Annotated in this window: 12 protein-coding genes; 6 read left to right on the top strand and 6 right to left on the bottom strand. The window is 38.2% G+C overall.

The window, feature by feature from the left end; genetic code table 11:
- The first annotated feature begins 78 nt into the window (after positions 1 to 78).
- The 4 genes from ACN0TV_RS00925 to ACN0TV_RS00910 all read left to right on the top strand — a co-directional run bounded on the left by ACN0TV_RS00925 (position 79) and on the right by ACN0TV_RS00910 (position 5,219).
- Entirely contained in the window at positions 79 to 1,437 is a 1,359-nt protein-coding gene (locus ACN0TV_RS00925; RefSeq protein WP_417359193.1) for a serine hydrolase, read from the top strand.
- 9 nt (positions 1,438 to 1,446) lie between these two features.
- A complete protein-coding gene (locus tag ACN0TV_RS00920) occupies positions 1,447 to 2,289 on the top strand; it encodes an HAD family hydrolase (RefSeq protein ID WP_417359191.1) in 843 nt (280 codons plus the stop codon).
- Positions 2,290 to 2,333: 44 nt separating this feature from the next.
- Positions 2,334 to 4,193 carry a peptidase M61 gene (locus ACN0TV_RS00915; protein ID WP_417359189.1) on the top strand — a complete coding sequence of 620 codons (1,860 nt, stop codon included), beginning with the start codon at positions 2,334 to 2,336 and terminating at the stop codon, positions 4,191 to 4,193.
- 162 nt (positions 4,194 to 4,355) lie between these two features.
- Positions 4,356 to 5,219: a sigma-70 family RNA polymerase sigma factor gene (locus tag ACN0TV_RS00910; protein WP_008991509.1), complete on the top strand. Its 864-nt coding sequence runs from the start codon at positions 4,356 to 4,358 to the stop codon at positions 5,217 to 5,219.
- 159 nt (positions 5,220 to 5,378) lie between these two features.
- On the opposite strand, the gene ACN0TV_RS00905 is transcribed toward ACN0TV_RS00910, so the two are convergent.
- From ACN0TV_RS00905 to ACN0TV_RS00895, 3 genes are read right to left on the bottom strand one after another with little or no spacing between them, the layout of a single operon-like run.
- Complete coding sequence (locus ACN0TV_RS00905; RefSeq protein ID WP_417359187.1) at positions 5,379 to 5,753, bottom strand: nuclear transport factor 2 family protein; 375 nt, start codon at positions 5,751 to 5,753, stop codon at positions 5,379 to 5,381.
- Positions 5,754 to 5,756: 3 nt separating this feature from the next.
- A complete protein-coding gene (locus ACN0TV_RS00900) occupies positions 5,757 to 6,341 on the bottom strand; it encodes an FMN-dependent NADH-azoreductase (RefSeq protein ID WP_417359185.1) in 585 nt (194 codons plus the stop codon).
- 31 nt (positions 6,342 to 6,372) lie between these two features.
- Complete coding sequence (locus ACN0TV_RS00895; protein WP_417359184.1) at positions 6,373 to 7,218, bottom strand: sigma-70 family RNA polymerase sigma factor; 846 nt, start codon at positions 7,216 to 7,218, stop codon at positions 6,373 to 6,375.
- A gap of 196 nt (positions 7,219 to 7,414) precedes the next feature.
- Here ACN0TV_RS00895 and rpe point away from each other — a divergent pair, with 196 nt between their 5' ends.
- The gene (gene rpe, locus ACN0TV_RS00890; protein ID WP_417359182.1) at positions 7,415 to 8,077 is read left to right on the top strand and encodes a ribulose-phosphate 3-epimerase; all 663 of its coding nucleotides are present in this window, start codon (positions 7,415 to 7,417) and stop codon (positions 8,075 to 8,077) included.
- A complete protein-coding gene (locus ACN0TV_RS00885) occupies positions 8,074 to 9,048 on the top strand; it encodes a YpdA family putative bacillithiol disulfide reductase (RefSeq protein WP_417359180.1) in 975 nt (324 codons plus the stop codon). The genes rpe and ACN0TV_RS00885 overlap by 4 nt, the downstream gene beginning before the upstream one ends.
- Position 9,049: 1 nt before the next feature.
- Here the strand turns inward: ACN0TV_RS00885 and ACN0TV_RS00880 are convergent, their stop codons facing one another.
- The 3 genes from ACN0TV_RS00880 to ACN0TV_RS00870 form a co-directional block, all read right to left on the bottom strand.
- Positions 9,050 to 9,856 (bottom strand): zinc-dependent peptidase, encoded by an 807-nt coding sequence (locus tag ACN0TV_RS00880; protein WP_417359178.1) that lies wholly within the window; start codon positions 9,854 to 9,856, stop codon positions 9,050 to 9,052.
- A 343-nt stretch (positions 9,857 to 10,199) separates the two neighbouring features.
- Complete coding sequence (locus ACN0TV_RS00875; protein WP_417359176.1) at positions 10,200 to 11,789, bottom strand: family 20 glycosylhydrolase; 1,590 nt, start codon at positions 11,787 to 11,789, stop codon at positions 10,200 to 10,202.
- Positions 11,790 to 11,819: 30 nt separating this feature from the next.
- Complete coding sequence (locus ACN0TV_RS00870; RefSeq protein WP_417359174.1) at positions 11,820 to 12,809, bottom strand: sugar phosphate isomerase/epimerase family protein; 990 nt, start codon at positions 12,807 to 12,809, stop codon at positions 11,820 to 11,822.
- Positions 12,810 to 12,873: the final 64 nt, after the last annotated feature.

Here is a 12,873-nt window from a genome sequence, read left to right as displayed (position 1 = left end):
CGCCATTTAATCGCTCCCTATAAAGATCTAAACCCTACAAACTTAACGTATCAAAAGAAAGATGATAAAATAACGTAGATGTATTCTAATAATAGACAACGCACATACACACTGATTCTGATAGCATTCCTTTGTGTTAACCTTGGGATCAGTCAAATCCCCGAGCTATTAAAAAAAGAAATTCAATATCGGGTTAAAAATCATATCAATCCTTCCATTGCTGTAGGTTTAACCGACAGTACTGGCACGCATTTCTACGTTCATGGGTGGAGCGATGTGGAGCAGCAAATCAAAGCTGATCAGCATAGTTTGTATGAAATAGGATCTATTACCAAATCCTTTACGGGATTATTACTAGCCAAATACGCGCTAGAGGATAGCTTGAGTTTAACTACTCCGGTGAATGAGTTTTTACCTGATTCCATTGATCTTACTGACAAAAAAGGCAATCCGGTTACCCTGAAAAGCTTAGCGACACATTCTAGTGGACTGCCAAGACTACCCTCCAATTTAGATGTTACAAATCAGTTTGACCCCTACGAAAACTATGATCAAAATAGCATGTACAGCTTTTTAAGCCACTATACGCCAAGGACAGTAGGGCAACATTTTGTTTATTCTAACCTGGGGTTTGGACTGCTGGGAGATGTGTTGTCATCCTACAAACAGAAACCATATAAAAGCTTAATCCATGATCAAATCTTAATGCCGTTGGGACTAAAAAACACATATTTCGAAGTACCTAATGCTCAAAAGCAGCATATGACCAAAGGCTATTTAGGCACCCAGGAGGTTCCATTATGGAAATTTAAAGTCATGGATGCCGCTGGTGGTCTTAAAGCTTCAATTAGAGATCTTCAAGACTACGGAAAACATTTTCTTGACACCCTATCGTCCTTTGCAAACATTGATGCATTGTCCACTAAATCCTATTTCACAGATGAGGACGGTAATCATTATGGTCTGGGCTGGTTTATAGATCAGCAGGACGTGGTATTCCACGGGGGAGGAACAGGAGGTTTCAGAACCTTTATCGCTGTTGATTTAAAAAACAACAGGGTTATCACTGTGATGTCAAATTCAGGTTCAACTGGTATTGAAGACTTGGCAAAATACCTTATCAATCCTCGGTTGTACCCTTTAAAATTAGACAAGAAAGAGGTGCCTATAAGTGTAGAACAATTAGATCCTTACCAAGGAATATATATCAATGACGGCCTCGGTCTTAACTATACGATCGTCCTTAAAGACAATCACCTTCATGCCAAACTTAACCAACAACCTGAATTTCCGTTGTACTATCAAGGGGGAGAAAGCTTTATTTACAAGGTAGTTAAAGCGGAAGTGGTTTTTGAAAGGGATGAGAACAATACCGTAGTCGGATTATTACTCAACCAAAACGGGCAAGAAATTCAATTTGTCAAAACAAATCCCTAAAATATTTACATGTATAAAATTGCTTTTACTGACATCGACGGCACCTTACTGGGGCCAAATCGCGATCTTACCCCTGCAACGATTTCTGCGGTAACCCAATTAAAAGATAAGATTCCTTTTATTCTAGTTTCCTCAAGAATGCCACGTCAAATGTATCATTTACAAGAAGATCTTGAAATTTTAGATTTACCCCTAATCGCTTATAATGGGGGGTATATCTCTCACAATAAAAAAGGACTGTTCTCTGTTGAAATTCCGACAGCAATCGTAGAGAAGATTGTTCAATACAATCAGAGAGACCGGCAAGAGCGTGTCCACCTAAGTTTATTTCACGCTGACCAATGGTATGTGGAAGAAATGGATTATTGGGCGCTTCGTGAACAGACCAACACCAAAGCATCACCCCGGATCAAATCCAACAAGGAAGTCATCGAACTTTGGAAAAAGGAAGCTGTTGGAGCGCATAAAATTATGTGCATGGGAGAAAAGGAAAAAATTGATCAGCTTTGGAGTTATTTGGAAGATGAGTTTTCGGACCAACTCCACCTCTACCGATCTAAAGACACTTACATTGAAATTGCCAATAAAAAAATCTCAAAATTAACCGGGATACAGGAGATTCTAAACCAGTGTTTTCCTCAAATCAAATTGTCAGAAGCAGTAGCCTTTGGCGATAATTACAACGATATTGAAATGTTAGAAGGCGTAGGGCTTGGCGTAGCAGTTGCTAATGCTCGAGAAGAAGTTAAAGCCGTAGCAGATCAAATTACCAAAAACCATAAAGAGGATGGTGTGGCAATAAGCCTTAAGAATATTTTTAACACTTCTTTAAGAAACAACTCTCAAGAATAAAGACTTATTGTTCAAATTCTAACTTTGCAAACAACTCTTAAACAATGAAAAAAATAATCTTATACTTAGCCGTAATTGCGATATTCGGATGTACGCCAAAAGTTAATGATCTTGCAAGTGCATCTACAGTCAAGGTAGGTATCGATTTGATCAATGTCACGGATGACAAGGTCGTAGTCGATGTGGATCCGGGGAGATTCACCACGGAGACTGTAAATTTTTATATTCCAAAAACGGTTCCCGGAACCTATAGCAATGACAATTACGGAAAATTCATCGAAGACCTTCAAGCTCTTGATTACAACGACAATCCACTAAAGGTAAGTGTTGTAGATGAAAATACATGGAAGATAGAAAATGCCACACAACTAGATAGAATTACCTATAGTGTTAACGACTCCTTTGATACGGAAACCGAGGCTAAAGACCCTGTATTCTCACCTGCCGGAAGCAATATCGAAGCCGATGAGAATTACTTTATGAACATGCATATGTTCGTAGGCTACTTTGATGATTTAGAGGAGCGCCCCTATGAGATCCAAATTATACATAATCAAGACATGAAAGGCAGTACTTCATTAGCGAAAGTTGCTTCTACATCTGATAATCCAAATACAGATACTTACATCGCCAATCGCTATTTTGAGGTTACCGACAATCCTATCATGTATTCAAGAGCAGATTCTGAAACCTTCTCGGTAAATGATATTACCGTAACACTTTCTGTGTATTCGCCTAACAAAGTGTATTCAGCTTCGAGCATCAGTACGGAGATGGAAAAGATGATGAAGGCTCAAAAAACATTTTTAGGCCCAATCAATTCAACTAAGAGCTATCACATTTTATTGTTTTTAGGAAGTATGCAACCCGGAAGCCCAACTGGTTTTGGAGCCTTAGAGCATCACACCAGTACCACAGTGGTTCTGCCGGAGACTATGCCAAAAGCTGCATTAGTGGAAACCATGACGGATGTTGTTTCTCATGAGTTTTTTCATATCGTGACTCCACTTACTGTTCATTCAGAAGAAATTCAATTCTTTGATTACAACCATCCAAAGATGTCCGAACATTTATGGATGTACGAAGGGGTTACAGAATATTTCGCTAATTTATTTCAGATCAATCAAGGTCTTATAAACAACCAGGACTTCTATGATCGCATCGCTCAAAAAATTGAACGAGCAAAATCTTACAACGATAGCATATCCTTTACCCAGATGAGTAAAAATGTGCTCGTTGAGCCTTATAAAGATCAATATGCAAATGTGTATGAAAAAGGTGCACTAATCGGCATGTGTATGGATATTATCATCAGAGAGCAGAGCCAAGGTGAAAAAGGAATTCTTTGGCTATTGAAAGAACTCTCTAAAGAATATGGAATGAACAAACCGTTTAAGGATGATGAATTGTTCGATAAGATCGTGACTTTGACCTATCCTGAGATAAGGTCTTTTATCGACGACCACATCAAAGGGAACCAACCTATTGAATATGAAACTTTCTTCAATAAAGTTGGTTTAGAAACTACTATAGATGTCATGACAACCAACTTCTTCCTTCATGGACAGATGCCGTTTATCGATGTCAATCCACAGACCAAAGCAATCTTTGTTAGAAAAACAACTCTAAATTCTAGTATGCTAGACATAGGCCTACAAGGCGGTGATATCATCAAATCGGTTAATGGAACAGCATTTACGTTAGAAAGTATTCAAAATGTAATAATGCAGTCCATGACATGGCAGCCAGATACCGAAATTAACCTCACCATCGAGCGTGATGGAAAGGAATTACAATTAAAAGGTAAACTTGGTACTCCAAAAATTGATTCTGAAAAAATTGTAGAAAAACAAGATGCTACTGAAGCTCAAAAAACGCTAAGACATTCTTGGTTAAAGGGATAACCTTTTTAAAACTATATTATTTAAGCCCGATATTCCGTAAGGAGTGATCGGGTTTTTTTGTCACTATTATTTTTTTTCAAATATTTTGTAACATTTTCAACATACGTTACGTATAATCCCTACACACCCATTATATTTTATTTTAAATCAGTCAGAGAATAGATGAGACAGCTCAAAATTACCAAACAGGTTACAAACCGTGAAACCGCTTCACTAGATAAATATCTTCAGGAGATAGGTAAGGTGGATTTGATTACCGCTGATGAAGAAGTGGAATTAGCACAGCGTATTAAAGCCGGTGACCAAATTGCACTTGAAAAACTTACGAAGGCGAACCTCCGTTTTGTGGTATCGGTTGCAAAGCAATACCAAAACCAAGGGCTAACCTTACCCGATTTAATTAACGAAGGGAACCTTGGGCTTATCAAAGCTGCACAGCGTTTTGATGAAACTCGTGGTTTTAAATTCATTTCGTATGCTGTATGGTGGATTAGACAGTCTATTCTACAAGCACTTGCGGAACAATCTCGTATCGTAAGGCTTCCTTTAAACAAGATTGGTTCTATTAATAAAATTAATAAAACCTATGCTTTCTTAGAGCAAGCGCATGAACGTGTTCCTTCAGCAGAGGAAATCGCCAAGGAATTGGATATGTCTGTAAACGACGTAAAAGAGTCCATGAAAAACTCTGGTAGACACGTATCGATGGATGCCCCTCTTGTTGAGGGAGAAGATTCTAACCTTTATGATGTACTTCGTAGTGGAGAGTCTCCAAACCCTGACAAGGATCTATTACACGAGTCACTTCGTACAGAAATTGAGCGTGCATTAGAAACCCTTACTCCAAGAGAAGCAGATGTTATTCGTTTGTATTTTGGATTAGGTGACCAGCATCCAATGACTCTAGAAGAGATCGGAGAAACCTTTGATCTAACTCGTGAGCGTGTACGCCAAATTAAAGAAAAAGCAATTCGCAGGTTGAAGCACACCTCTAGAAGTAAAATTCTCAAGACGTATTTGGGTTAATATTTGAAAAAAATTGTACTTTGACACCTCAAGTTGAAAAACACAATTAAAATATAGAAGATAACAACAGTTTATCATAACTGTTCGTTTTTTGATTGATGAATGAACTCCGGCTGATTACCGGAGTTTTTCATTTGATAAAGTTTCGCCAAATGATCCTTATGAACTCTTTACGGATGCCTTTACCTCAACTACCGGGATATTAACGATAACTTTCCAACTCCCCTGCTGACAAACACATATAAGCGTGCTGTAGAATTTCAGGTACTGACTTTCCAATATCACCTTTACGCTGGCAATACTGCCCGACTGTTCAATGGATTCATAGTGTATGGTCCTCACACTTCCACCAAAGGTTTTATTACCCACCAGCTCCAAGTATTTTGCTTTAGGGAAAATGAAAATCCCTTCTTCTTTAAAAAATCCGTCTTGTATATTCTGATACTGCGAATGTAAGGTCTTTTCAAGGAGCTCCACATTATTAGTATCGCCGCCTTTAACGAAGGCTTCTATAGCTTGCTTTAATTCTTTCATGATTTAAGTGTTTAATAGGTTAATGATTTCATTTTTTTTAATTCTTGTCTTGTATACAGCATATTTTTGATCGGCGGTACCGTCTATGGTTAGGCAGTGGATATCCGTAATTCCAATATGACTGAGTATCGCTTGTAAATGCACCTCTACCAAACTCTTTTCGTTTCTATTTTCCGCTCCCATAGAAGTTATGATATAGGCCCTTTTACCCTTTAATAAACCGATGTTTTGCTTATGGTTAACATAGGTTTTTCCTACCCGTACCACGAGATCAAAATAGGCCTTCAGAGTGGATGGCATCCCAAAATTGTACATCGGTACAGTAAAAAGGATATCATCAGCATGAACCAATTCATCGATTAGCTCATTCGAGAGTCTGAGTAAATCAGTATGGGATGGTTTCCCAAAAAAACAGGCTAACGTTTCTTGGTTTAAATGAGCTACCGCATTTTTAGACACATCTCTTTGTTTAATAGTGGCGCTAGGATTTTGCTTCTCCCACGTTTCAATAAAAAAATCGCCCAATTCTCTGGAGTAAGAGCCCTCGGTGCGAAGGCTGCTGTCAATCCTTAATAGTGTTGTTCTCATATAAGTCTTTTTTATAAAGACAAACAAGCACTCATGAATGTGACATTAATTGTATCTTTTTTAGTTTTTCGGGGTCCACTATGGAATATATATTTCGAATTTTACTCTTGGCATCAACTTCTAAAATTTGACAATTATACAATTTATCATGGTCCCAAAAACAAATAGCAACTTGATGGTTAAAATGGTGAAAACTAAATTTCTTGTCGTATAAAAAATGTTTTTGAATAAGACTCAATAACTTAATAACGTCTTTTATACCTATTCCAACGCCCTTAAATACGCGAACATTCTTACCGCCATCAGCAGTGATTTTTATGTCTGAAATCAACAAGGCTTCTAATTCAGAAATATTGGCTTGACTCAGTGCTTTTTGGTACTTTTTCACAGCTGCGGATTGCACCTTTACCGCACTGGATTCTACAAGGTTTTTTGCCTTTAAGGCTCTACTGGCGCGACTGTATAATTGCCTGGAATTATCCATTGAAATATCGAGCAGTTTAGCAATCTCATCATGGGAGTAGTCAAAACCACTTTTTAAGATAAAGACGGCTCTTTCCTTGGGATTGAGATTTTCAAGTAGCACCAGCATGGTATATGCTGCGGTCTGCTCCTTAATGAGGTTGGTATCCGCATGATCAAAAGAAATTGGTTCTGGTAACCATTGGCCAAAATTGTCTTTTTTACTTTGTTTATTTTTAAAATTAATGGAGTGATTTATTACACTTTTAATCAAAAAATTAGATGTATTCCTGATGTTTGATTTGTCAAGTGAAATGTATTTCTCAACCCCATCCTGCACTAAGTCCTTTGCATCCTCATAGGATCCGACAATGTTGTAAGAATAAGTCAAAAGCTTGCGATAATTTTCCTGCATCAATCCTTATTTTAATATTAGACAAACCAAACCGGAATTATGTGACATCTTTTTCTTTGAAATTAAAGCTAAGGCTTAAATTGTTACAAAATTGCTTTTTAAGCTTGGTATTCAACTTAAAAAACCTAGATAGCCGATCTGAATTCTATGTGTTTCATTGTTAAAAGTAATATCTTTGTGTACAAATCGCACTATTATGAATAAAAACATGATTGCTCCTTCGGTATTAGCGGCAAACTTTGCCAACCTACAACTGGACATAGAAATGGTAAATTACAGTGAGGCGGATTGGTTTCATATCGATGTCATGGATGGCATGTTTGTTCCCAATATTTCCTTTGGAATGCCAGTGATTGAAGCCATTGCTAAATATGCCAAAAAACCTTTGGACACGCATTTAATGATTGAGGCTCCTGATCGCTATATCAAAGATTTTGCTGATCTGGGTGTAGCACACCTGACTGTTCATTACGAAGCCTGCGTGCACTTACATCGTTGTGTGCAATTGATCAAAGATCACGGGATGAAGGCTGGGGTTGCACTAAATCCTCATACTCCTGTCTCACTTTTAAAGGACATTATCAAGGATCTTGATATTGTATTATTGATGAGTGTAAACCCGGGATTCGGAGGTCAAAGTTTTATTCCACATACCTACGGGAAAATTCAAGAATTAAAAGAATTAATTCTAGCCAATAACGCAGACTGTCTCATTGAGATTGACGGTGGGGTCAATGATGAAAATGCTGCTAAATTAGTAGCTTGTGGTGCTGATGTGTTAGTCGCCGGCAGTTTTGTCTTCAAGAGTGAAAAACCCATTCAAACCATTGCAAATTTAAAATCGATAATTTCTAAATGATACAAAAGGATCTTGTCATCGTTGGAGGCGGTCCTATTGGGATTGCTTGTGGATTGGAAGCTAAGAAAAAGGGCTTAGATTATCTTATCATTGAAAAAGGAACCATAGTAAACTCTTTGTTTAATTACCCGTCGAATATGCAGTTTTTCTCTTCTTCAGAAAAACTGGAAATTGACAATATTCCCTTCATTAGCAAAGAAGCTAAACCAAAGCGAAATGAGGCCTTGGAATACTACAGACGTATTGTGACTTCCAATGAGCTAAATATTCAATTGTTCGAAGGGGTTCAACATATTGAGAAGAATAAAGAACAGCAGTTTGTGATTCAGACCAATAAAGAAACCTATTGTGCGAGCTTTGTCATCATCGCTACTGGTTTTTACGACATCGCAAATACCATAGATGTTAAAGGAGAAGACCTTCCTAAGGTATCTCATTACTATAAAGACCCTCATTTCTATGCCATGCAAAAGGTCGCTGTGGTGGGTGCGAGTAATTCCGCCGTTGATGCTGCACTTGAATGCTACAGAAAAGGAGCCGATGTTACTATGATCGTCCGAGGACCTGAAATAGGGCCTAGAGTCAAGTATTGGGTAAAACCTGATATTGAAAACAGGATCAATGAAGGCAGCATCAAAGCGTTCTTCAACAGTACTATCGAAGAGGTTAAAAAAGAAGAATTGATCCTTAATACTCCAGAGGGTGAAACCCGAATAGACAATGACTTTGTTCTCGCATTAACGGGATATAAACCTAATTTTAGTTTTTTAGAAAAAATAGGCATTCAACTTTCTGAAGATGGTAAATTCTATCCTCAGTACGATGAAAAGACTATGGAAACCAATATTGAGAACTTATTTCTAGCTGGAGTGATTTGCGGTGGAATGGATACCCATCTTTGGTTTATTGAAAATTCAAGAATTCATGCTCACATGATTATGGACAGCATCACCGGTAAATTAGGTGTGTGAACTAATTAAAGTGAAGCTCGAAGTTCATCATTTCTTTGATGATGGTAAACAGCTCAGAGAATTCTTCCTTAAAGGCCTTAGGGCTTTCAATAAAGTGTTCCAGGCATACAGCGAAGAATTCAAATTTATTAGTGAAGGCGTAAGCTCTCAGGTATTTACTTCGTCTTAGCTGTTTTCGAAAATCAACTTGATTTAAAAGTTGATCAATCTTTTTTATCCCCTGACAAAACACTAGTGAACTGTTATCATCGGACTGCATGGATCCAAAATAAAGAGCATGTGCAAACTCATGGACGCCCAGGTTTATGTTATCATTGTCATTGCCGATTCCTGCAACGAAATCCGGCCAGGACAGCACAATGGTTTTTAGTGCTGGATTGTACTCTCCAAGGTGATAATCTTGATTAACTGAAGAATAATAAGGACCTGGATAAATAATAATTTTTTTTACGGACTCTATCAGATAATTTCGCATCCCAAAGGAGAGCATCACCGCAATAGCAGAAACCGTGACTTTAACGTCTCTACCGACCTCAAAGCCATCCAATCCTATAAACTCCTTACTTTCCATAAAAACACTCAGACGGTGCTTAAAAATCTGCTTCTTATAAGCATCGAGTCTATTGTAAAAAGAAGAGTGATGGTATAATACTATAATATCATCAGTATAGAGGTTTCTTAAATGGAAATGATTGTATACCACAAGGGGCCTACCGTAGATTTTTGTGTACGCGAAATCGGTGAGGTTATAACCCCAATATGAAAACAATAGCACGGCCGGTATCCCTAGTAGTAATGATGTTAGCATAGCTTGAAAATACGGCTTTTTGGCCTAATAAAAAAGAGGCTTCCCTCAATAGTCGTTTCATTTTCAGGACTTTTATACGGCAAAGGCTTAAGGGTGCTGCATTTAAGGTTTTCTAAAAATACTACTTTTCTAAGTTTAATTGCTACACCAATGGAAGTAAAATACCCATATATGATTTAATCATTACTGAAAAACTTATCTCCGTATGTGAATTTCTTAGTTTGATTAAAACTAAAAAAGACCGCTCTTAAACCTAATTAAGAACGATCTTTTTTAATTTCCTAAACTGTAGTCACAGCCATTTTCGCGTGTACAATTTTAGTCTTTCAAAATGGTTACGGGGTTAATCTAATAGTTTATCCCATTCAACTTGTTTGGATTCGTAGAAATTAATATCCATTAATTCAAATCTTTGGTGTTGTTTTGCCAATCTTGTTTTATAGGTATCCCAATCTCTTTGAGAACCTTGCGACCATCCGATTTCCGCATAGCCCAATATTCTTGGGAACATTAGGTATTCCACATCATCCATGGAGGTTAGTGTTTCTCCCCACAAAGGTGCTTCTACACCGTAAATATCATTTTTATCAATACCTTCAACTAAGGATGCCGGATCCCAATCGTAACCGGTTTGTACTGTGATTAAACCAGCCCAGTTGAGTCCTAAAGGAGTAAGAGTGTCGTACTTCATATCCATATAAGCTTTAGCAGCCTTAGATACAATAAGTTTGTTTCCTTGTGCCACCGCTGCTTTGGCATTTTCATCCTTAGCCCAAAACTGAACTAAGGTTTCATCTAAGAGCTCCGCATTGACAATCTCGTCCCAACCAATGGCTTTTTTACCATGATCTTTGGTGATTTGTTGAACCTTTTCCATAAAAAAGATAAAGTCTTCTAGCTCGGTGGAATGTGACTCATCACCTCCAATATGAATGTATTCTCCTGGAGTAAGCGCTGCTAATTCTCCAATGACATCATTGATGAATTCATAAGTAATGTCTTTATCAATACACAATGTACTAAATCCAACATCAGTTCCTGTATAAGGCTCTGTAGCTTTGCCATCGCAATTGAGTTCCGGATATGCAGACAACGCAGCATTCGTATGTCCCGGCATATCAATTTCAGGGACAATGGTAATATATTTGTCTGCAGCATATTGTACGATGTCTTTGTAGTCCTCCTGGGTATAAAAGCCACCTTTTCCTCCACCTACTTGGGTACTGGCTCCAATACCAGTAAGTTCAGGCCAAGATTTAATCTCAATACGCCATCCTTGATCATCAGTTAGGTGTAAATGAAGATTGTTCATTTTATAGGCGGCGATATAGTCAATGTATTTCTTTACATCCGCAACACTAAAAAAGTGCCTGGAAACGTCCAACATTGCTGCTCTATACTCATACAATGGGTAATCTTTAATTGCTACCGCTGGGATTAACCAGTCAATAGGGGATTCTTCATCCGCTACAATAGCAGAAGGCAATAACTGTATTACAGTCTGTAATCCTCTGAAAATACCCGCTTGGCTACCTGCTTCAAGCACCAACCTATCCGCAGTTACTTCAAGAGCGTATCCTTCCTCTTGATCCACCTGGTCAGATAACTTAACAACAAAGCCTTCTGTTGGAGTTTCTGTTGATAAGGCATTTACTTTGATATCGAAACCTGTTGCGGTAACCAATCTATCTATAAATTCTACTGTCGCTTTTTGTACGGTATCCTGAATATAAAACTGAGTGTCAGCAGTAATTTGAAAAGTACCTTCTAAGGGTTGTAATGACACTGGGGTCGGAATCAAACTCCTTTCTTCCAAACTCACCTGTGGGGTTGGCTTGGCACACGAGAAAAGGCATAATATTATAGTTCCTATACATATAAGCCTGGAATCAAAAATACCATGATTCCTTAAATTGAATTTTAACTGTTTCATTTTGAGTTGTTAGTTTAGCTAATTGAGAATCTAGACACCGAGTTCTTTTCCTACCTTAAGTAATAAGTCTCTGGTTTTCTCGACTCCTTCTTGTTCTGATAATTCACCTCCTTCGTATTCAATTCCGACGAAACCTCTATATCCGGATTCTTTAACCATTTTCATCATCCTTAAATAATCAATTTTAGTCTCATTTCCTTGAGCATCAAAATTGTGAGTTTTAGCGCTTATAGCTTTCGCATATGGCAGCATTTCCTGAACTCCCTTATAACGGTCGTATTCCTTAGCACAAGTATAATTCTCACCGTATTCTATACAGAAATTCCCAAAATCGGGAAGTGTCCCGCAATTCTCCAAATTCACTGTTTTCATAACACCGGCTAGCCAAGCGGCATTGGATGAAAATCCACCGTGGTTCTCCACTAAGATCTCGATATCAGCTTCTTTTGCAAACTCAGAGAGTTTTGTTAGTGAATCAGCTCCGGCGTTCGCTGCAGCTTCCATCTCTTTTCCACCGCCTAAATTTACACGAATAGCGTGGCAACCTAAGAAATTAGCCGCTTCCACCCATTTGTAGTGATTCTCTATAGCTTGAAGTCGTTTTTTCGTATCAGCATCAGCCAAACTTCCCTCACCGTCAATCATGATGAGCACATTTTGCACACCTTCGTCCGCTGCGCGTTCGTTCATAGTTGTTAAATAGGCCTTATCCTTAGCTTTATCTTTAAAGAACTGATTCACGTACTCTAGGCCTTCACAACCTAAAGAACGAGCTTTAGCAGCGAAGTCTAAATTATCCATTTTTCCTGACCCCAAGGCTCTGTGGAAAGACCACTGGGCTAAAGAAATTTTAAAAAACATTGCGGCTTCTTCAGCATCCATAGCGGCAGAGCCGGCGCTATTCGCAGCCTCTACTGCTGCTGCTGCCTTTTTTGGGTCTTGTTTACAAGCAAGAGTACCCAAAAAGGCTAGTGCCAAACTAGAGGTCGCTGCTCTATTGACAAACTGTCTTCTTTTCATCTGTGATGTGTTAGATTAGTATTTCGTTCAATAAGAATACCTTAATCGTAGTATAATCTTAAAT

It is taken from the genome of Galbibacter sp. (assembly GCF_048266365.1).
Taxonomy (GTDB): Bacteria; Bacteroidota; Bacteroidia; order Flavobacteriales; family Flavobacteriaceae; genus Galbibacter.
The sequence above is the reverse complement of the archived record's forward strand: the minus strand, read 5'-3'. Positions and strand labels throughout refer to the sequence as shown.

Coding starts and splice junctions, on each gene's coding strand:
- ACN0TV_RS00895 (WP_417359184.1), bottom strand. CDS start 7,218: ATGCAGGAAAATTATCGCAAGCTTTTGACTTATTCTTACAACATTGTC.
- ACN0TV_RS00920 (WP_417359191.1), top strand. CDS start 1,447: ATGTATAAAATTGCTTTTACTGACATCGACGGCACCTTACTGGGGCCA.
- ACN0TV_RS00870 (WP_417359174.1), bottom strand. CDS start 12,809: ATGAAAAGAAGACAGTTTGTCAATAGAGCAGCGACCTCTAGTTTGGCA.
- ACN0TV_RS00875 (WP_417359176.1), bottom strand. CDS start 11,789: ATGAAACAGTTAAAATTCAATTTAAGGAATCATGGTATTTTTGATTCC.
- ACN0TV_RS00925 (WP_417359193.1), top strand. CDS start 79: ATGTATTCTAATAATAGACAACGCACATACACACTGATTCTGATAGCA.
- ACN0TV_RS00885 (WP_417359180.1), top strand. CDS start 8,074: ATGATACAAAAGGATCTTGTCATCGTTGGAGGCGGTCCTATTGGGATT.
- ACN0TV_RS00915 (WP_417359189.1), top strand. CDS start 2,334: ATGAAAAAAATAATCTTATACTTAGCCGTAATTGCGATATTCGGATGT.
- ACN0TV_RS00880 (WP_417359178.1), bottom strand. CDS start 9,856: ATGCTAACATCATTACTACTAGGGATACCGGCCGTGCTATTGTTTTCA.
- rpe (WP_417359182.1), top strand. CDS start 7,415: ATGAATAAAAACATGATTGCTCCTTCGGTATTAGCGGCAAACTTTGCC.
- ACN0TV_RS00900 (WP_417359185.1), bottom strand. CDS start 6,341: ATGAGAACAACACTATTAAGGATTGACAGCAGCCTTCGCACCGAGGGC.
- ACN0TV_RS00905 (WP_417359187.1), bottom strand. CDS start 5,753: ATGAAAGAATTAAAGCAAGCTATAGAAGCCTTCGTTAAAGGCGGCGAT.
- ACN0TV_RS00910 (WP_008991509.1), top strand. CDS start 4,356: ATGAGACAGCTCAAAATTACCAAACAGGTTACAAACCGTGAAACCGCT.